This window comes from Nostoc sp. 2RC, assembly GCF_014222165.1.
GTDB lineage: Bacteria > Cyanobacteriota > Cyanobacteriia > Cyanobacteriales > Nostocaceae > Nostoc > Nostoc linckia.
On sequence record NZ_JACKZU010000134.1, the window covers coordinates 1 to 20,277 of the forward strand.

The window sequence follows — 20,277 nt, forward strand, 5'->3', positions numbered from 1 at the left end:
GCGGCACTGGAAGTTAGAACCAAGAGCGATTTTCCTGAACAATGGGCAAGTACGCAAAATAATCTAGGGAATGCTTACCTTTACAGAATATCAGGAAACAGAGCCGAGAATATTGAATTAGCGATCGCTACTTGTAAAAAAGCACTCGAAGTATTAAACCCCACTGCCTTTGCTGAACAATGGGCAATGACGCAAAATAATCTGGGGAATGCTTACAGTGACAGAATATTAGGAGAACGAACCGACAATATTGAATTAGCGATCGCTACTTATAAAAAGGCACTCGAAGTATTAAACTTCACCGCCTTTGGTGAACAATGGGCAACGACGCAAAATAATCTAGGGAATGCTTATCTTTACAGAATATCAGGAAACAGAGCCGAGAATATTGAATTAGCGATCGCTATTTATAAAGAGGTACTCAAAGTATTAAACTTCACCGCTTTTCCTGAACAATGGGCAACAACGCAAAATAATCTGGGGAATGCTTACACTGAGAGAATATTAGGAGACACAGATGATAATTTGGAAAGTGCGATCGCTGCTTATAAAGCGGCACTGGAAATTAGAACCAAGAGCGGTTTTCCTATTAGTTGGGCAACGACGCAAAATAATCTGGGGATTGCTTACCTTTACAGAATATCAGGAGAGCGAGGCGAGAATATTGAATTAGCGATCGCTGCTTATAAAGCGGCACTAGAAATTAGAACCAAGAGTGCTTTTCCTATTAATTGGGCAACGACGCAAAATAATCTGGGAATTGCTTACCTTTACAGAATATCAGGAGAACGAGGCGAGAATATTGAATCAGCGATCGCTGCTTATAAAGCGGCACTAGAAGTTTATACCAAGAGGGACTTTTGCGAACAATGGGCAACGACGCAAAATAATTTGGGGATTGCTTACACTGAGAGAATATCAGGAGAACGAGGCGAGAATCTGGAAAAAGCGATCGCTGCTTATAAAGCGGCACTGAAAGTTAGAACCAAGAGCGATTTTCCTGAACAATGGGCAAGTACGCAAAATAATCTGGGTAATGCTTACCTTTACAGAATATTAGGAGAACGAGGCGAGAATCAGGAAAAAGCGATCGCTGCTTATTCTGCACCACTGGAGATTAGAACCAACAACGCTTTTGCTATTAATTGGACAACAACGCAAAATAATTTAGGGATTAGAATATCAAAAAAACTAGGTAAGAATCTGGAAAAAGCGATCGCTGCTTATAAAGCGGCACTGGAAGTTAGAACCAAGAGCGATTTTCCTGAACAATGGGCAAGTACGCAAAATAATCTAGGGAATGCTTACCTTTACAGAATATCAGGAGAACGAGCCGACAATATTGAATTAGCGATCGCTGCTTATTCTGCCGCATTGGAAGTATTAACCCGCAGTACCTTTCCTGTAGATTGGGCAGATACACAAAATAATTTGGGCAATGCTTACCGTAACAGAATATTAGGAAAACGAGGCGAGAATATTAAATTAGCGATCTCTGCTTATAAAGCAGCACTGGAAGTCTTAACCCCCAGCGACTTTCCTCAAAACCATGCAGAAACTGTGTTAAATCTCGGCAGGTTATACCAAGACGAAAAACAATTTTACTCAGCTTACAATACTTTTTTTGCGGCAATAGAAACAGTAGAAGCTTTGCCTGGTGAAATTGTTTCTGGCGAAGAAGTCAAGCGCAAACAAGCAGAACAATGGAATCAACTTTATCGACGCATGATAGAAGTTTGCCTAAAATTGAAAAAAGATACCGAAGCAATAGAATATATTGAACGTAGCAAAACCCGCAATTTAGTAGAACTGTTAATCAAAGCATCAACAAGTCCAGAAAATTTACCTTTAGATGGCAGCATCAACTTTGAAGAAATTAAAAACTTCTTAGACAATAAAACAGCAATCATCAAATGGTACATTTTTGATAATTGTTTTCGGACTTTCATCATCACCCACGACAACAATAACCCAAGAATCTGGCATTCCACTCGACAAGATTTAGATGACTTAATCAATTGGACAAACAATTATCTGAATGACTACTACAACCCAGAAGACAGAGATAAAATTCAATGGCGAGAACAGCTAGGAGAACGGTTGGAACAATTAGCAGAAATTCTGCATATTGACGAAATTTTAGACCAAGTACCCGAACAATGCCAAAGATTAATCTTAATTCCTCATCGTTACTTACACCTGTTTCCTCTCCATGCTTTACCTGCTAGGCAAAGGTACCTCATTGACTTATTTAATAACGGTGTAGGCTATGCACCTAGTTATCGAATTCTGCGAGAACTCGAACGGCGTCAACGCTCTGATTTTCAATCTTTCTTTGCCATTCAAAACCCCACAGAAGATTTATATCAAGACTACGAAAAAGATTTAGGAGCAGTTGCAGCCATCAAAAAACAATTTACTCAACGTCAGATTTTGAAACAAGACAAAGCTAACAAATCAGCAATTGTCTGTGTTGATGAAAATTCTCCCAATGTCACACTACATCCAGAATTGGTGACTGCTAACTGTGTCTTTTTCTTCTGTCATGGTTACTTTAAATCTGATTACCCCGAAGATTCTGGATTACTATTAGCAGATTGTTTTGTTGATTCAGAGTTAGTTCAGGTAGATTCTAAACGTTATATGCATGTCTTTGAAGATAAAGTAGTGGACTTAACCAAATGCCTAACTTTAAAAGATATCATCACTCATTTTCAACTAGAAAACTGTCGCCTAGTAACTCTCTCTGCTTGCGAAACTGGTTTGACGGACTTCACAAGCACGAGTGATGAATACATTGGTTTACCCAGTGGATTTTTGTTAGCTGGTAGCACCAATGTAGTCAGTAGTCTTTGGACTGTCAGCGCCACAGCTACAGCATTATTGATGATTAAATTTTACGCAGAACTAAAGCAGCAGCAAAACAATATTGTATTAGCTTTAAAGACAGCACAATGTTGGTTAAGAGATACAACAGTCGAAGACTTTCAAAATTGGCTAAATAATTCCTCGCTTAGTTTAGTTTGGCAGGTAGAACTAAATAAATATTTTGCTAATAATTATCAAAACGCCTCAACCAAACCCTTTGAATCGCCTTTTTATTGGGCTGCTTTTTGTACTATAGGTAAAGGAGTTTAGAACATGTCAATTTACAAAAATAGTATCAAAGCTTTTATTCAAATGCTTGACTCTCAATCAAATTTAATTTCGATTTCAGACTGGGAGGAATTGCAGCAAATATCTATTCAGTTACCAGAAGACGATGAGGAAATCTCAGAAATTATAGAAAATTACTTGAAAGCACAATCTTGCAGTGAACTTCTAGAAGCTTACAAACAAAATCTGAAATCAATCAGTGCTGAATCTCCGATTAATGTAGATATAAACATCGGAATAGGTAATAGTAAATCACAGACTCCAGCCAATCAACCTAGTGAATCATCTAAGCAACTTACAGAAAATGCTATAAAAAATAATTCTCCATCATCTGACAACACGAAAACCAATCAAAAATAGTCAGTAGTAGGTTGGTTGAGGAACGAAACCCAACATTTGCGGGGCTTTGTTGGGTTGCACTTCGCTTCACTCAACCTACAATTGACTATAACTGACAATACGAAAACCAATCAAAAATCGTGAAGAATTTCAGCCTCAGCCTCTATGCTTTTCATCTTTGCCACACCTTTACCGATCTTCCTGGTGAAGTTGTGAAAGATGCCGATCTCTTGTGGAAAAATTTGGTGAAAGTGGGTGAAAAATCGCTGACTTCTCTTGATTTGAAAAAATTACGCTCAAAATTAATTTCTTATAAAAAGGATAAATACGAACCCAAGCGCCAACAAGGAAGAAAAACAGAATGGTTAACTGATGCGGGAATTTTAGATTTGGGTAGTCTGTCCACAACAGAAGGTTTTAAAATTCATGCCAACCTTCAGCCTTTCTTACTTCACGATACCTACGCTGTTGATTTGACTCTCTTTGCAGAATCACCAAACATTTCCATAGACACACCACAACTGCAATACTTTAAACCAAGTTCGCTACTACCATCTAATATTCAAGCATCTTTAGGACAAACATTATGGATTTATGGAGAAGTAGATCCAAGTGAAGATTGTGATGCACTAGCTAAAAAATTTGCCATAGCCTTAGTAGCCGACACAAATTTAAATCCTGTAGCAACAGAAAAAGGAGAACTGTTTGGTAGTCTTTTATTTGAATACCAAGCACTCGACCCCGATGAACCAGATAATCCTGCCAAACAATGTCATATTTTAATAGTCATTAATAATAGTCAAGCTGCGACAGAAACACTTGCAGAAGCAGCTTATGACTGGTTGCGAGATTTACTTTGTATCTACCACAAAATCCTTTACATTTATCAACTAGCGCGTCAAAGCTACCGAGAAGCCAGAATAATTTATAGCGGTCTAGAAGAGAACATTGAAGAATTTAACAATTTGATATCTAAAAATCCAACTCAATTATCTGATTTAAAAAAATTAATGGGAGAAATCCCCAAAAAAAACTTTGATTACGCCAGATGTTTGCAAGATTTACAAATACATCACACAGCAATTAATACTAACATTAATAACTACAAAATTTGTTTAGAGGAGATTCACAATATTGGTAGTGGAAATAGTCCTCAAGCTTGGCAAGATTTTCTGAATAAAGACTGTAAAAAATGGCAACAACAAATCCAAACAGATATTAACTATCTGACTCCAGGTCAAGAATTGTTTGGGCAATTGGTTGATACAATTCGCGGTATAGTAGAAACAGAACAAACTGAGAGCGATCGCTCCTTAGAAAACACCATCCAAATATTAGGTATCGGCTTTGGTGGCGGTGCGATTATCTCAGGCGTAGTTGTCCAACATATTGACAAAATCCCAATACCCCTAATATCTCCGAACAATCCACCTAATCCGTTTTACGCATCTTTAATATTAAGCGTTTTAGCTACATGCTTTTTTATTGGCATAGGTTGGCTGATAACTAAGCGCCAATATTATCCTAGAAAAAGGAACAGTAATAAAGATTAGCGATTTATTGTCAACCTTCCTGCGGTACTCTTAACCGATTAGCACTTTAGCTAGAAATAGACTTCTTGCATGAATAATTTTTTATATCACGCACGAGGCAAGAGAGGCGCACAGAAGAGAACGCAAAGTAAGGAGTTTTGCAAGAGGTCTAATTTTTATCGCCAAGTTCATAGCCAGTGAAGGTATTGTAATAAAAGCGATTCCTGGATAAAACAAAAAATTTATATGACCTCAGTTTCTCCTCACAAAAAAGCCAAAGCCTTAAAACCTACTAGCCGTCGTCCTGCAAAAGAACTTTGTAGCGAGTGCGGATTGTGCGATACATACTATATTCATTATGTCAAGGAAGCGTGTGCTTTTCTTAATCAACAAATAGGGGAACTTGAGGAAGAAGCGCACAGGCGATCGCGCAATCTTGATAACCCAGATGAGTTATACTTTGGTGTTCATCAAGACATGATAGCGGCGCGAAAGCAGCAACCGATCGCAGGCGCACAATGGACGGGAATTGTTAGCAGCATTGCCATTGAAATGCTTAATCGCGGTTTAGTTGAAGGTGTTGTTTGCGTCCAAAATACTAAAGAAGACCGCTTTCAACCAATGCCCATCATTGCCCGCACCCCAGAAGAAATACTCGCAGCCAAAGTAAATAAACCAACACTTTCGCCTAATCTTTCGGTGTTGGAACAAATAGAAAAATCGGGGATGAAGCGGCTATTAGTAATTGGTGTTGGTTGCCAAATTCAAGCATTACGAGCTGTAGAAAAACAACTTGGTTTAGAAAAGTTGTATGTTTTGGGTACGCCTTGCGTAGATAACGTGACTCGCGCCGGACTACAAAAATTCTTAGAAACTACTAGCCGATCGCCAGACACAGTTGTACACTACGAATTCATGCAAGACTTCCGGGTTCACTTCAAACATGAAGATGGTTCCACAGAAACCGTGCCTTTCTTTGGCTTGAAAACTAATAAACTCAAGGATGTTTTTGCCCCATCTTGTATGAGTTGTTTTGATTATGTTAATTCCTTAGCAGATTTGGTGGTGGGCTATATGGGCGCACCCTTCGGTTGGCAGTGGATTGTAGTGAGAAATGACACTGGCAAGGAAATGCTGGATTTGGTAAAAGACCAGTTAGATACTCAGCCTGTGATGTCCCAAGGAAATCGTAAGGAAGCCGTACAACAAAGCATTCCCGCCTACGATAAAGCAGTAACTTTGCCAATGTGGGCTGCAAAACTCATGGGTGTGGTGATTGAGAAAATCGGCCCTAAGGGTTTGGAGTATGCGCGGTTTTCCATTGATTCTCACTTTACTAGAAATTATTTGTATGTGAAGCGGAATCATCCCCAAAAGTTAGAGCAGCATGTTCCAGAATATGCTAAGCGTATTGTTGGGCAATATAAATTACCAGAATAATATCAGGGAATTTGGGATTTTAAATTTTGGATTTTGGATTGAAGATTCAAGATCCAAAATTTAAAAAGGCTAATTACCTTGGAGCAATGATAAGTTAGCCAAAATATAAATTCAATTATGAAACATCAGAAACTTTACTGTTTAAGATAAGCCACTGCTCCAGTTAGGCATTACAGTCCTCCTAACAATCGCTTGGTCGTTTTATGTCAATTAATGGTAACTACTAGCTTGGCGACTAAACATTAAGTGATACTGTCCGCCTAGTGCCATGAGTTCGTCGTGGGTGCCTACCTCAATAATTTGACCTTGTTCTAGTACTACTACTCGGTCTGCTAGTTTTGCTAAGGCGAGGCGATGGCTGACTATAACGGCGATTCTGCCTTTTGCCAAGGTGCGAAAAATGTTGTAAATTTCGTGTTCTGTTTTGGGGTCGAGGTTGGCTGTTGGTTCGTCAAGTATGATGAGTTCGGTTTGAGACAGTCGCAGCAAAGCACGAGCGATGGCCAGTCTTTGCCATTGTCCCCCCGATAAATCAACGCCTCCTTCTAGCTGTTTGCCTAAGAGGGTTTCCAAGCCTCCATCTAACTTCTCAATGACTCTCGTCAAACCAGCTTCAGCGATCGCTTCTTTGATGTCCTTATCTTGTTGCATTTTCAGTAAATCGCCAAAGGCAACATTCTCCCGCACCGTAGTCGGAAAACGAGCATAATCTTGCATGACTACATCAATGCGCGATCGCAATTCTTCTAAGGGGAGCGATCGTAAATCTTGACCATTCCAAATAATCGCACCTCCACTGGGGTCATAAAGGCGACACAATAGTTTGGCTAAGGTGGTTTTGCCAGCACCATTTTCACCCACCAACACAATCATTTCGTTGGGGTGAATTGTCAGATTGATGTCTTGGAGTATTGGGCGATCGCTGTTGGGATAAATAAAGGAGAGATTTTCGATCTCAATACCTTTTTGCGATGGCTTAACGGCGTAATGAGGCGAATTTTTGCCATTTACTGGAAAATTTTGAGAGCGCGATAATTGCGGCTGTAAATCCAAAAGCTGGAAAATAGGTGTTGTTGCCAGTGCAATATTATATAACTCAGAACTACCAGACATGAGATTTTCCAAACTTCGACGCACTTCCAGAATCACCCCAGTGTAAAGCGCCAAATCTCCCAATGTATGAGTTCTACCTAGCACACCTTGAACTACGTATATATATGGTAATGCTAAGCCTAACCCACTCAATAAAGACCAGCTAATAACCGCTGTTGTCCCTCGACGACGGATTTGTTCCATTGCGCGAAAAATTGTGCGGAAAAGCCCGCGCCAGCGTTCCAGTAGTAAGGGTTGCAAACTAAACAAGCGTAGTTCTTTGGCGTATGTCTCCCCAGTTAAAACCGTCTTGTATAAATTCATTTCACGAGCTACACTGGCTTGAGTTCTTTCTACCCTCCAACTTTGCTTGCGGTATTTCATTTCCACATACATCACAGGGGTAACGCAGCTAAACAAAATTAGCGGTACCCACCAAGCCAGAGACATGGAGAGTAAGATGGCTGGAATAAAGATAAAAATCCCTTGTAACAAGCTCAACAGCCTGATACAAAGTTCTGGAAGTCGTTGCACTCCCTTTTCTGTCAGCTGCACCAAATTGAGCAAATCTGGTGTTTCAAATAAAGCAATATCTTCAAAAGTGGCAACCTTTTCGATTACTTGTCCTTGGATAAAGCCTTGAATGCGATCGCGTAGGGAAGCATAAACAAAGCTAGTGATACTACTGAGGGCATCACTGAGCAAATTTAGCACCACTAAACCTGCAACACTATAAAGCAGTAACGGTTGGGAAAGTATTAAGCTGATAGCATTTTTTGTTGTTGGTAGACTCAGTAGCTGAGTAATTTCATCAATGATCGTCTTGTTGAGCCAAATGGCGATCGCTGGACTTGCACCACTTAGTAATGTCAGTATTGTTACATAGCGCAGCTCCGTTGGAACTACCTGCATCACTGTTACTACACTACGGCGAAATGCTTGGAGGGGAGAGATTTCGAGTATTTGCATATACTGATAGTGTAGCAAAGGAGAAATATCTCACGCAGAGGCGCTCCGACTTTTCGCTGCGTCTCTGCGTGACACAATCCTAACTCATGTTACTTCTATAACCCTCACTCAGCCCTCCCCACAGCATCGATCGCCGCCTGCAATGCGATCGCCACATGAGTCCAGTGAGTCCCCCCTTGGCAATAAACTACATAAGGCTCCCGCAAAGGCCCATCCGCCGACAATTCCAAAGTACTCCCCTCAATAAATGTCCCCCCAGCCATCACTACCTGGCTCTCATACCCCGGCATTTCATCCGGAACCGGGTCTAAGTAGGAACCGATGGGAGAATGTTGTTGTATGGCTTTACAGAAAGCAATTAATTTTTCCGCCGAACCTAATTTGATTGCCTGAATCACATCTCCACGAGGCGCTAATGGTGCGGGATTTACTGGATAGCCAAGTTGATCAAATACATAACCAGTTAAATATGTTCCTTTCATCGCCTCCCCCACCATCTGGGGTGCAAGAAATAGTCCTTGGAATAGCAGCCGATTTTGGTCAAAAGTAGCACCGCCATAACTACCGATACCAGGAGCAGTAAGGCGACAGGCTGCGGCTTCCACCAAATCAGCGCGACCGGCGACATACCCCCCAGCACTGAAAATAGTCCCACCAGGATTTTTAATCAATGCCCCCGCCATTAAATCGGCACCTACAGCTGTGGGTTCCTTGGTTTCAATGAATTCGCCATAACAGTTATCCACAAAGCAAACGGTGTTGGGATTTTGCTGTTTGACTAAATTGATAATTTTTTCAATATCCGCAATTGATAAACTTGGACGCCAAGAATAGCCACAAGAGCGCTGAATCAAGACTAAACGTGTATTATCACCAACGCTACTACTTAAAGCTTGCCAATCTATAGTTCCTTGGTGTGTTAGCTCCAATTGGCGGTATTTTATGCCAAACTCGATAAGGGAACCTTGACCTTGACCCCGCAAACCAATGACTTCTTCTAGCGTATCGTAAGGAGAACCAACCACTGCTAGCATTTCATCTCCAGGACGGAGTACCCCAAACAATGCACAAGCGATGGCATGAGTCCCCGAAACAAACTGCACTCGCACTACTGCGGCTTCTGAACCCATAACTTCGGCAAAAACTTTATCTAAAGTTTCTCGTCCCAAATCATCGTGACCATAACCACTTACACCAGCAAAATGGTGTGCCCCGACACGGTGATTACGAAAGGCATCCAGCACTCGTTTTAGATTATGCTTGACCTGAGTGTCAATACCAGAAAAAATTTCTAACAGTGCGTGTTCTGCTTGCCGCAGCTGTTCCAAGCTGTTCATTAGTTCCTCGTTCACAAAAAATTATAAACATGCGGATTTTCAGATCGCGCAAATTTCGCCGAACAATTCCAATTCAGGTTACTGCATGACAATTGCTACTTTAAATAAACCTCAAATCAACTGGGTTAATACCCTGTTTTTCATTGGGCTGCACATCGGTGCGCTGTTTGCCTTTGTTCCTGGTAACTTTAGCTGGAAAGCACTTGGCGTGGCTTTCTTACTGTACTGGGTTACTGGTGGTTTAGGAATTACCTTAGGATTTCACCGCCTGGTTACCCACCGTAGTTTTCAAACTCCCAAATGGCTGGAGTATGTTTTGGTCTTTTTCGGGACACTCGCTTGTCAAGGGGGGCCAATCGAATGGGTAGGGACACATCGTATCCATCATTTGCACTCAGATACTGAAACCGATCCCCATGATTCCAATAAGGGCTTCTGGTGGAGCCACATCGGTTGGTTGATTTATCAGTCGCCCGCTCAAGCTGAAATTCCTCGCTTTACCAAAGACATTGCAGGAGATCCAGTCTACCAGTTTTTACAAAAATATTTCATTTTGATTCAGATTGCTCTGGGTTTAGCACTATTATTTCTCGGTGGCTGGCCGTTTGTTATTTGGGGCATTTTTGTTCGCATTGTTTGGGTTTATCACTGCACTTGGTTGGTAAACAGCGCCACTCATAAATTTGGCTACCAAAGCCATGAATCTGGCGATAGATCGACCAACTGCTGGTGGGTAGCCCTACTAGTTTTTGGGGAAGGCTGGCACAATAACCACCATGCTTTTCAATATTCAGCTCGTCATGGGCTGGAATGGTGGGAAATCGATTTAACTTGGATGACAATTCAATTGCTACAAGCAGTTGGCTTGGCTACTAATGTCAAGTTGGCTCCAACGAAAAGTTAGTTAGGAGTTAGGAGTTTGGAGTTTGGAGTTAAGAGTTAGGAGTTAGGAGTTTGGAGTTACATTTATTGCAAATCAGGCATCCAAATCTTTATGTTGCCGTCGATTTTTGCCAAACCATAATTTTGAGAACCACAAATCCTTATGGGACAAGGAGCGTTTCTAATTCACCTCAAGCGTGAGTTAAGAATCTAAACCCCAAACTCATCACTCCTACCTCGTAACTCCAAACTCCAAACTCATCACTTCCAACTCATCACACCTAACTCCTAACTCCTAACTTCCAACTCATCACACCTAACTCCTAACTTCCAACTCCTCACTCATCACTCCTAACTCCTAACTTCCAACTCCTAACTCCTAACTCATCACCCCTAACTCCTAACTTTTGAAAAAGTTATTTACGGGTGCGCTTGTATGGGTTAGGTTGCTATAATCCGAGACGCTAATATTAAGCAACTTTACGGCAAGTTATTTTTTGATGACTTGGTGGAGGACTTTGTTGTATTTCAGGTGTTCATGACTACATCAATAATTAATACCCAGAAACTAAGTGACGAGTCTGCCAATTCTAACTTCAGGCTCAAAGATATTGTCAAAACCCTGCCAAGAGAATGTTTTCAGCAAAGTCGTCGCAAGGCTTGGACGCAAGCAATACTCAGTGTCTTGGCAGTTGCTTTAGGCTACTACAGCTTGGCGATCGCTCCTTGGTTTCTTTTGCCCCTAGCTTGGGTTTTTACGGGTACGGCTTTAACAGGTTTTTTTGTAATTGGCCATGATTGTGGTCACAGGTCATTTGCCAAACGTCGTTGGGTAAATGATTTGGTGGGACACTTTTTTATGATGCCGTTAATTTATCCGTTTCACAGTTGGCGGATTAAGCATAATCATCACCATACTCATACCAATAAACTCGATGAGGACAATGCTTGGCATCCCATCAGACCAGAAGTGTTTGAAAGTTGGGATAAAACCCGACAATCTGCTTTTGAGCTATTCATTCGCAAACGCTTATGGTGGGTAGGTTCCATCGGACATTGGGCAGTTGTGCATTTTGATTGGCGGAAATTCAAAACTAAAGACCAATCCAGCATTAAGCTTTCTGTAGCTGTGGTTGTGTTGTTTGCTGCGATCGCTTTCCCGATTCTGATCGCCACCACAGGGATTTGGGGATTTGTCAAGTTTTGGCTAGTTCCCTGGTTGGTCTACCACTTTTGGATGAGTACTTTTACTATCGTTCACCATACTGCTTCAAATGTTCCTTTTGTGCCAGCCAATAAGTGGAATGAAGCTCTAGCTCAGTTATTTGGCACTATTCATTGCGATTATCCCCGCTGGGTAGAAATCCTCTGCCACGACATTAATGTTCATGTCCCTCATCATATTTCCACCGCCATTCCTTCTTATAATTTGCGGCTAGCTTACAGCAGCATTAAGGAAAATTGGGGGCCTTATCTGCATGATGAATGTCAGTTTTCTTGGTCTTTAATGAAGCAAATTACAGACCAATGTCAACTGTACACAACTGATGTTGGCTATAAGACTTTCGACGAATATTACGCACAACGATAAACCAAATTGCCAGCTTTTTTGACGCTCTTGAACTTTACAAGAGCGTCTGTATTACTTTGCTTTTTAATCAAATCTATTCAGAATCAACCACTGGTTCAAATAGTACGGGAAACTTGTATAGCAAGGGATTGGTGACTGGATCAAAAGTCTTTTGATGTCTGAGTTTCTCGTCTGTTGATGTCTTAACCACCAAGGCTTGTGCCATATCTACCTATGGATTCAAGGGACTTCCAAGTAAAAAAATATTCCACACAAGAGTGTTAATTGTTGACCGTTGACCTTTGACAGTGAACAGTCAACGACCTGAATCGGAATAATTTGTTTTTTGGAGTTCCCCAAAACCACTAATATTTCAATTCGATGGGTTTTAAACCTAGTTATTTATTCGCTAGTGGTAGATAATTAATTGTGAATTATGACTTCTGAATTTTTTTTGGTAAATTGCCACAAAATTTACTCTCGCAGGACTTACGTAGCGAGATGATTTGTTGAGGTCGGGAATAAGCCAAAAAGGAAAATGAGTATTGGGGTTGAAAAAATCTTTAATGCCTTATCCTCCATGCCAAGCCCAAACCCTTAATTTCTCGTTTACAATGCGTAAGTCCTATGTTGGATGTTACGAGAGTTAGTATCTTGGGCATACTAGTGAAGTAAAAAAATCAAAAGTAAAACAAGTCTTGACTTCATCTTGCTTTTGCTTTTTTCCTTTGATCTTTTGCCTTATAGGCTAAGATTATCTTGCCTAAAATAAAGTTCCGATTTATTTTCAACAAAAGAATCCAGCCAGTGCAATCAAATATCATCACGCTTAACGATTCTCAAAACAATAAATTCTCTGAGGTAAATACCAAACTACCTTTTACTCTTCAGGATTTAAAAACTGCGATTCCTGCTGAATGCTTTCAGCCGAAAGTGACAAAATCACTTTATTACTTCTTTCGAGACATCCTGATTATTGGTCTGCTTTATGCAGTTGCTTATTACCTGGATTCTTGGTTTTTCTTTCCGATTTTTTGGTTAATGCAAGGAACAATGTTTTGGGCTTTGTTTGTGGTCGGACATGACTGCGGACACCAATCTTTTTCTAAGCATAAATGGCTGAATGATTTAATTGGACATCTTTCTCACACACCGATACTAGTTCCTTATCATGGTTGGCGAATCAGCCATAGAACTCACCACAAAAATACCGGTCATCTCGATAATGATGAAAGCTGGTATCCTCTAAGCGAATCACACTATAAGCAAATGCCACTAGAACAAAAGATAGTCCGGTATTATGCTTTTCTATTGGCTTATCCTCTGTACTTATTTAAGCGTTCTCCCAACAAAAAAGGCTCTCATTTTTTACCCAATAGTCCGCTGTTTAAACCATCAGAAAAATGGGATGTCATCACTAGTACTGTTCTTTTGATTGGCATGGTAGGTTTGCTTGGCTACCTTACCTATCTGTGGGGTTGGATGTGGTTGCTGAAGTATTACGCTGCACCTTACATTGTGTTCGTAATTTGGCTTGATTTAGTGACGTTCTTGCATCACACTGAACCAGATATTCCCTGGTATCGTGGAGAAGAGTGGACTTTTTTAAAAGGTGCAATTTCCAGTATCGATCGCGATTATGGTTTGATTAATCATATCCATCATGATATTGGCACTCATGTTGCTCACCACATATTTCTGAATATCCCTCACTACAATTTGCTGAAAGCCACTGAGGCGATAAAACCAGTGATGGGTGAGTATTTTCACAAATCAGACGAACCAATTTGGAAATCATTATGGAATTCCTGGATGAACTGCCATTTCGTACCTGATACTGGAAGTAAGGTTTACTACACATCCAACAAAAAGTTAGCTAAAGGCTAAAATTGAAATTTGCGACTTCTTTAAGAAGTCGCAAATCTTGTATTGCCAATTGTCAATAATTTATGACTATCACCGGAAGATTACTTTGTCATTAAAATGAATTTTTATCAAAGGTGCATTTAAAGATTAGATAAATAGCTTAATATAACTTGTCTTTTGGAGGTGATCGCACATTACATTATGATTCTTGCAAACTCTGTTAAAATTTGAGCGTCACAGCTAAAAGTAAATTCTATTGAATAAATATTCAAAAACTTTCCTGGCTGTAAGGTGATTAAAATACAGAGGTAAAATAAAAATAGTTTGATACTATTCAACTATCACTGATTTGAGATTATGGACTTACTTAGCTGAAGATATTTACTTCCAATTGTTGCAGTTATAGTGGCTAAAGACTAGCATATCTATGTTCAGAGGTAATATCTCGTTAAATCAACCTGAAACCAATGAAAAATTGTTGCTTAAATTATTTTAGGCTCTATTAAGGATGAGTTAAGTTTATTTGCATCTAGTGACTTCAGTCAATTTCCTGCTAGGGTTATAAATCAGCAGAGACTATACTATAGACAATTTAGTTAAAACCCTTTTCAGATTTAAAATTCAGAGGTATCAATGATTATAACTAATTTTAGCAAACAAAGAAATGAATTAAATGAATCTAAAGTACTCAAAGCTAAACCACATTGGCAAGGGCAAAACTTGAGCGATACTGCTGTCAAAGGTAAAGATACCAAGATGCGAGATACTGCACCTGATAGTTCGATTTTTAATACCTTAAATCGCGGTCGAGTAGCTATTTTTATTGATGGCTTAAGCCTATTTCACACAGCTTTACAACTCGGCATAGAAATTGACTACGTTAAATTGCTTTGTCATTTAACCAACGGTTCAAGACTCTTACGTGCTTTTTTCTATACTGGGGTTGATATCACTAATGAAAAGCAACAGGGTTTTTTACTGTGGATGCGTCGTAATGGCTATCGTGTAGTGGCAAAAGACCTCGTTGTGTCGCCAGATAATTTTAAAAAATCAAATCTGAATGTAGAAATTGCTGTAGACATGATTACTTTAGCTCCGTACTATGACACTGCGGTATTAGTTAGCGGTGATGGAGATCTAGCTTATGCTGTGAATGCTGTCAGTAGAATGGGGGTGAGAGTGGAAGTTGTTAGTCTGCAAACAACCACTAGCGAAAGCTTAATTGATGTTGCTGACTGTTTTATTGACTTAGATAGTATTAAAGCATACATTCAAAAAGATTCTAATCTTGGGTATACTTACCGAACCCCTACGAATTCAAATCTGTAGGTAATAGAGGGGGGAGACAAGGGACACAAGGAAGAAAGGGTAGACAAGGAGAGAAGTCTGAGCGGAGGTTTCCTCCGATCAGAACTTCGGAGAGAAAGATTGCTACCTTGTCCCCCTTGTCTACCTTGTCCTCCCGATCCCCGCGTCTCCCACTCCCCGCGTCTTTTTAAATCTGCGTACTTGAGCATGGATATTTTAATAGTTGAAGATGAACCTGAAATTGCTCATTTAATCCAACTCTCTTTAGAAAAAGAAGGATTTTTCTGCCGTATTAGCCGTGATGGGATCAATGCTTTACGGATGTTTCAGGAGCAACCACCCGATTTAATTATTTTAGATTTAATGATTCCTGGTTTAGATGGTCTGGAAGTTTGTGCTAGAATTCGCCAGAAACCAGGTGCGAAAGATCCTTATATTTTGATGCTCACTGCCAAAGGCGAGGAAATTGATCGCGTCATTGGTTTATCTACTGGTGCTGATGATTACATGGTGAAGCCCTTTAGCCCCAGAGAGCTAGTAGCCAGGGTACGCGCACTATTGCGGCGCAGTCTTCGTCAAGGAGGACAACATCAAGTTAATCGCACCCAACACTTTATAGTGGATGTAGATCAGCGCACTGCCAGTAGGCAAACGAATTCCCAGCAACCTGAAATTCTAGACTTAACTACCTTAGAATTTAATTTGCTAACTACCTTTGTCAGCAATCCTGGTCGAGTTTGGAACCGCACGCAACTAATTGATAAACTTTGGGGAGATAACTTTTTTGGTGATGAACGCGTGGTGGATACCCATGTAGCTCGATTACGAAAAAAGATTGAGCCTGACCCTGCCAATCCTATTTTTATTAAAACTGTTGTTGGGGTTGGCTATAAATTTGAAGACTCGCCGATGGCGTAAATGTTATGAAGATGGGGCTGAGAGGACGACTATTTTTTTCTCACTTGGTAGTGATGATAGTGGGGGTAGCTAGTCTAGTCATTATCAGCAAAGTTTCTTCTCCCCGATTCTTTGTCTTGCATTTGGAACGACTAGAAAATCAGGGGTTTGATTTAATTGATATTCGTACTGAATTAGTAACAGGATTTGAAATTGCTTGGCAACGGAGTACTATCTGGTCAGTTTTAGTTGGTAGCACCGCTGCTGGAGGATTGAGTTATTGGGTTTCCAGAAGAATTATGCTGCGGTTGACAGAGATGGAACAAATCACCCAAAAATTTGCTGCTGGACAGATGGATGCACGGCTACCACTGTATGACATTCCAGAACTCAATAGATTAGGTGCTAGTTTCAACCGGATGGCGGCGAGTTTAGAAGGGGTGGAAGTGCGCCGACGAGAAGTGATTGGAGACATGACTCACGAACTGCGGACACCATTAACAGTTGTGCGGGGTTATTTAGAAGAATTGGCTGATGGAGAAATAGAAGCATCTCCAGAAATTTATCGACGTTTAGCTAAAGAAACTAGGCGTCTAGAACGGTTGGTAAACGATTTACAAGAACTGTCGAAGGCAGAAGCTGGCTATCTGCCAATTAATATACAACGGGTAAATCTGCGTCCGTTATTAGAGTCATTAGTAGAGAAATTTACTGACCAGTTATTGGAAGACGGGCCGAGCCTGCGCTTGGAATGTCCGGCTGTGTTACCTTTTGTGTTGGCAGATATCGATCGCACAGAACAAGTATTGGTTAATCTCCTTGGTAATGCAGTACGTTATACCAAAGAAGGTTCAATTACCATTCGTACTGACATTGAAGCATCTAAACTCTGGATTGCAGTCATAGATACAGGTATTGGTATCAAAAGAGAAAATTTGCCCCACGTGTTTGAGCGCTTCTGGCGAGCTGACCAATCACGCGATCGCCATTCCGGTGGTACTGGTATTGGTTTAACAATTTCCCGCCGTTTAATTGAACTACAAGGCGGTGAAATTGAGGTAAAAAGCGAATTTGGAATTGGCAGTATATTTCGTTTTTTTCTGCCTTTGGCTTAAGTTAAGCAATTTTGAGTTGGCGTCTAAAATCCAAAGTACCAACATTTGCAATACAACAAATTGACATCAGGTAGTCACGTCCGTGTCATATCTAATTGCTAAATTTAAAAGTATCTAAATTATTGGCTTTTTCAAAGGCGTCAAGATTTAGAATTTGTATTTAATATAATCTTAATTCGGCATTTTGGATCGTATGCCTAACTTTGTTTTGGCTGCTTTTTTGGTTAGTTTACTCACTGTATCTGGTTACGCTGCCATTGCCTACCTGTTCCCTCAAAATCGCTCCCCTGACTGAGCATTTACCAAGATTTTGGTATCTTTGTTCTCCATGATTAAAAAGATATCTGTAAAAAACATGTTTTAATTTTTTAAATTAGCTGTATTATTTTTAACCAATTTTTCATCTATATTTGATACAACTCTAACTGACTCCTGAGCAAAGTATGTTATAACTTGGTGGATCTCATATAACTCAAGGAGTATACAGAGTGAATCAAATAGAATTAAGTTTCAGTATTGCTTACCTGCTAATGACATGCTATTTTTTCACAAATTGGTTAATATTTTCCCTAAATCATCCCACTACTGCTCCAGAAGATAAATTTTTGTCCGTTGTGATGTTTCTGACCACAACTATCTTTTGGCCATTGATGATTTTGATGTCTTGTTTAGAAATGTTTAAAAAAAAGAAAATAGATATTAATAAAGTAATTCCTGTGATTTTAACAATATTTGTGTTTAGTATTTCTTACTATGTGACTAATCTTTATGAGCGTGGATTTTGCCATGATTTACTATGCTATTATCCTTCTTGATTAGGCTAATTTAAATCCTTTATAGTAGTTGCCAATTATGATGATATATACAAATTTTTAGGGTAGCACAGCTAGCTGTACTACCCTACGTTATATTTCACAAAAACGAAATATTTGATTAGACCTGCCTTAAAAATAGGGCATTGGGCATTGGGCATGAGAATATTGATTTTTATTGTTCGTTGTGAGCGCAGCTCATGGAATCTTTTGCAAAAGTTACTTTTGCAAGAGAGGGTAAAGGGAAAAGGGTTTTTATTTGCCCTTTCCCCTTTACCCCTTACCCTTTTCCCCTCTTCTCTTAGAAGTCTATTGATTAACGGCGTCTACCCGTACCAAATGAGCGACTACCTGAAGAACCTCGGCCAGTACCAAAACCACTACCAGAAGTACGTCTAGTAGTACTAGATCTGCCAGAGGGTTGCAAATTGCTACCACCAAAACCAGAACCAGAGGGACGACTATTACCAGTATTAGTACGTGTACGTACAGTTGAACTTCCAGGATATGACCTTCTAATCGTTCCAGTACTGCGGAAAGCAGTGCGGTTTCTCACCGCTGCGGGTGGTTGGTTATAGCGTGTTTGATAGCTTTGAACTGCTTGGTCATAGCTGCTACCATATCCACCGTAACCACTCAGGAATCCTCCTGATTGATAGACAGGGGGTACATAGTACTGGGGTCTAAACAATAGACTACCAATGGCTTGACCCGCCAAGTTACCAGCCAAAGATCCCGCAAACGGTGTCCAAAAACTATTTTCTTGACGAACTACGACGGTTTCTTGTCTTCCTGTTTGCGGATTAGTTTTATTCTCGGTAACGTTGTGGACGTAAGCAATTTTAAAATCTTCAGTCAGATATAAAACTGGTTGTCCATTTTCTACCTTCAGATAAGTTTTTTTACCTTGTTTAATTTCGTCATCAGTTAGCCGTGCCATTTGCAAATTTTCAGTTGCAAAGGTTGGCGGCGTGTTGTTTAGTAAAAATAGGCTGTACTCCCCAGTTGCATCGTCGTAAGTAACTTGTTGAATTTGATACTGTCCATCACTCAATTTTGTAGTAGTCGAGGCTTGGCTAACGTTCTTAGCTGGAGAGTTAGCTTGCTCTCCACCTCCGCAAGCTACAGTTGTCAAACACAAACTCAGTGTTAAAACAACGACTGTAAATTTACGTAGTATGGTCATGATCATTGCATTATCGTCCTATCTTGGAGCATAACAATTTATTGATGTGAGCAGTAAGTACGGACTACCCAACATCTTACAAAGGAACCAATTCAGGATAATATTCCAACAGTTGGTCGCTAGTGAGTTCATCGCCTAACTGCGCTGGTGAAAAATGTACTTGGACTGCTCGTAGTTTATGACTGTAATGCAAATTGATTAAGGCTTTCAATCCTTCCTTAATTGCTTGAGCGTTAGAAAGATCTGTTTCTAATTGTGGTACTTCTCCTTCATAAGCTACTGTAATCATCACAATGACGTTGCGAGTTACAGGTACAGATAAAGGTTCATTCAACCCAGGTGCAGAACTGTAATCTGGTTCGCTGAGATATCTTTGGGCGGAGTCAGTAAACAACTCATTGACGTAATCTCCTGCATCGCCTTCATTCCAAAATACATCCCCTTCATTAGCAGCCGAAAGCCAGTAATCATCATATTGCAAAAGGGTTTCAGACAGTTGTACCAGTGCTTCTCCCAGAACTTCTAAGTCACCATCAGCATCCATCGCATTTCGTCCTGCACTATTTAACACTCCCAAAATTGGTGCTACTTCGCCTCCGCCCAAGTGCAAAAACAGGCGAAAGACCACATAGCGAGTTCGACCAATCATTCTATTAAAAGAATCGCGCATTTTTACCTCCACAATTTAGTTATTAGTCATTAGTCATTGGTCATTGGTCATTGGTCACTCGATCCAATAACTAATACTTAATATTCAATGCCCCATGCCCTATGCC

At 40.2% G+C, this 20,277-nt stretch carries 14 protein-coding genes; 10 read left to right on the top strand and 4 right to left on the bottom strand.

Going from position 1 to position 20,277, the window contains the following annotated elements:
• From GNE10_RS16560 to GNE10_RS16575, 4 genes are all read left to right on the top strand, one after another.
• Positions 1-3,138, top strand: a 3,138-nt coding sequence (locus GNE10_RS16560) for a CHAT domain-containing protein (RefSeq protein WP_185566124.1), incomplete at its 5' end; no start/stop codon positions are given.
• Between the two features lie 3 nt (positions 3,139-3,141).
• A complete protein-coding gene (locus GNE10_RS16565; protein ID WP_185566125.1) occupies positions 3,142-3,516 on the top strand; it encodes a hypothetical protein in 375 nt (124 codons plus the stop codon).
• A 119-nt stretch (positions 3,517-3,635) separates the two neighbouring features.
• Positions 3,636-5,048: a hypothetical protein gene (locus GNE10_RS16570; RefSeq protein WP_185566126.1), complete on the top strand. Its 1,413-nt coding sequence runs from the start codon at positions 3,636-3,638 to the stop codon at positions 5,046-5,048.
• 225 nt (positions 5,049-5,273) lie between these two features.
• Positions 5,274-6,467, top strand: a complete 1,194-nt coding sequence (locus GNE10_RS16575) for a Coenzyme F420 hydrogenase/dehydrogenase, beta subunit C-terminal domain (protein WP_185566127.1) — start codon at positions 5,274-5,276, stop codon at positions 6,465-6,467.
• A gap of 210 nt (positions 6,468-6,677) precedes the next feature.
• Here GNE10_RS16575 and GNE10_RS16580 read toward each other — a convergent pair whose 3' ends face one another.
• Both GNE10_RS16580 and GNE10_RS16585 read right to left on the bottom strand, forming a co-directional pair.
• Positions 6,678-8,528, bottom strand: a complete 1,851-nt coding sequence (locus GNE10_RS16580; RefSeq protein WP_185566128.1) for an ABC transporter ATP-binding protein — start codon at positions 8,526-8,528, stop codon at positions 6,678-6,680.
• 104 nt (positions 8,529-8,632) lie between these two features.
• Positions 8,633-9,865 (bottom strand): methionine gamma-lyase family protein, encoded by a 1,233-nt coding sequence (locus GNE10_RS16585; RefSeq protein ID WP_185566129.1) that lies wholly within the window; start codon positions 9,863-9,865, stop codon positions 8,633-8,635.
• An 85-nt stretch (positions 9,866-9,950) separates the two neighbouring features.
• Between GNE10_RS16585 and GNE10_RS16590 the strand changes: the two genes are divergently transcribed.
• From GNE10_RS16590 to GNE10_RS16615, 6 genes are all read left to right on the top strand, one after another.
• Entirely contained in the window at positions 9,951-10,769 is an 819-nt protein-coding gene (locus GNE10_RS16590) for an acyl-CoA desaturase (protein WP_099065764.1), read from the top strand.
• 516 nt (positions 10,770-11,285) lie between these two features.
• Positions 11,286-12,338, top strand: coding sequence for a fatty acid desaturase (locus GNE10_RS16595; RefSeq protein WP_185566130.1), 1,053 nt, complete (start codon positions 11,286-11,288; stop codon positions 12,336-12,338).
• 786 nt (positions 12,339-13,124) lie between these two features.
• A complete protein-coding gene (locus GNE10_RS16600) occupies positions 13,125-14,204 on the top strand; it encodes a fatty acid desaturase (protein ID WP_185566131.1) in 1,080 nt (359 codons plus the stop codon).
• Between the two features lie 612 nt (positions 14,205-14,816).
• On the top strand, positions 14,817-15,512 hold the full coding sequence (locus tag GNE10_RS16605; protein WP_185566132.1) for an NYN domain-containing protein: 696 nt from the start codon (positions 14,817-14,819) through the stop codon (positions 15,510-15,512).
• Between the two features lie 186 nt (positions 15,513-15,698).
• Complete coding sequence (locus GNE10_RS16610) at positions 15,699-16,409, top strand: response regulator transcription factor (RefSeq protein ID WP_185566133.1); 711 nt, start codon at positions 15,699-15,701, stop codon at positions 16,407-16,409.
• A gap of 5 nt (positions 16,410-16,414) precedes the next feature.
• Positions 16,415-17,503, top strand: a complete 1,089-nt coding sequence (locus GNE10_RS16615; protein ID WP_099065759.1) for a cell wall metabolism sensor histidine kinase WalK — start codon at positions 16,415-16,417, stop codon at positions 17,501-17,503.
• Positions 17,504-18,631: 1,128 nt separating this feature from the next.
• Here the strand turns inward: GNE10_RS16615 and GNE10_RS16620 are convergent.
• Both GNE10_RS16620 and GNE10_RS16625 read right to left on the bottom strand, forming a co-directional pair.
• Positions 18,632-19,507 carry a hypothetical protein gene (locus GNE10_RS16620; protein WP_099065757.1) on the bottom strand — a complete coding sequence of 292 codons (876 nt, stop codon included), beginning with the start codon at positions 19,505-19,507 and terminating at the stop codon, positions 18,632-18,634.
• 70 nt (positions 19,508-19,577) lie between these two features.
• On the bottom strand, positions 19,578-20,171 hold the full coding sequence (locus tag GNE10_RS16625; RefSeq protein ID WP_185566134.1) for a DUF1517 domain-containing protein: 594 nt from the start codon (positions 20,169-20,171) through the stop codon (positions 19,578-19,580).
• Positions 20,172-20,277: the final 106 nt, after the last annotated feature.

Excerpts from the sequence above, each read along its gene's own strand:
- GNE10_RS16565 (WP_185566125.1), top strand. The coding sequence starts at position 3,142 with ATGTCAATTTACAAAAATAGTATCAAAGCTTTTATTCAAATGCTTGAC.
- GNE10_RS16610 (WP_185566133.1), top strand. The coding sequence starts at position 15,699 with ATGGATATTTTAATAGTTGAAGATGAACCTGAAATTGCTCATTTAATC.
- GNE10_RS16615 (WP_099065759.1), top strand. The coding sequence starts at position 16,415 with ATGAAGATGGGGCTGAGAGGACGACTATTTTTTTCTCACTTGGTAGTG.
- GNE10_RS16625 (WP_185566134.1), bottom strand. The coding sequence starts at position 20,171 with ATGCGCGATTCTTTTAATAGAATGATTGGTCGAACTCGCTATGTGGTC.
- GNE10_RS16575 (WP_185566127.1), top strand. The coding sequence starts at position 5,274 with ATGACCTCAGTTTCTCCTCACAAAAAAGCCAAAGCCTTAAAACCTACT.
- GNE10_RS16595 (WP_185566130.1), top strand. The coding sequence starts at position 11,286 with ATGACTACATCAATAATTAATACCCAGAAACTAAGTGACGAGTCTGCC.
- GNE10_RS16590 (WP_099065764.1), top strand. The coding sequence starts at position 9,951 with ATGACAATTGCTACTTTAAATAAACCTCAAATCAACTGGGTTAATACC.
- GNE10_RS16585 (WP_185566129.1), bottom strand. The coding sequence starts at position 9,865 with ATGAACAGCTTGGAACAGCTGCGGCAAGCAGAACACGCACTGTTAGAA.
- GNE10_RS16605 (WP_185566132.1), top strand. The coding sequence starts at position 14,817 with ATGATTATAACTAATTTTAGCAAACAAAGAAATGAATTAAATGAATCT.
- GNE10_RS16620 (WP_099065757.1), bottom strand. The coding sequence starts at position 19,507 with ATGATCATGACCATACTACGTAAATTTACAGTCGTTGTTTTAACACTG.
- GNE10_RS16580 (WP_185566128.1), bottom strand. The coding sequence starts at position 8,528 with ATGCAAATACTCGAAATCTCTCCCCTCCAAGCATTTCGCCGTAGTGTA.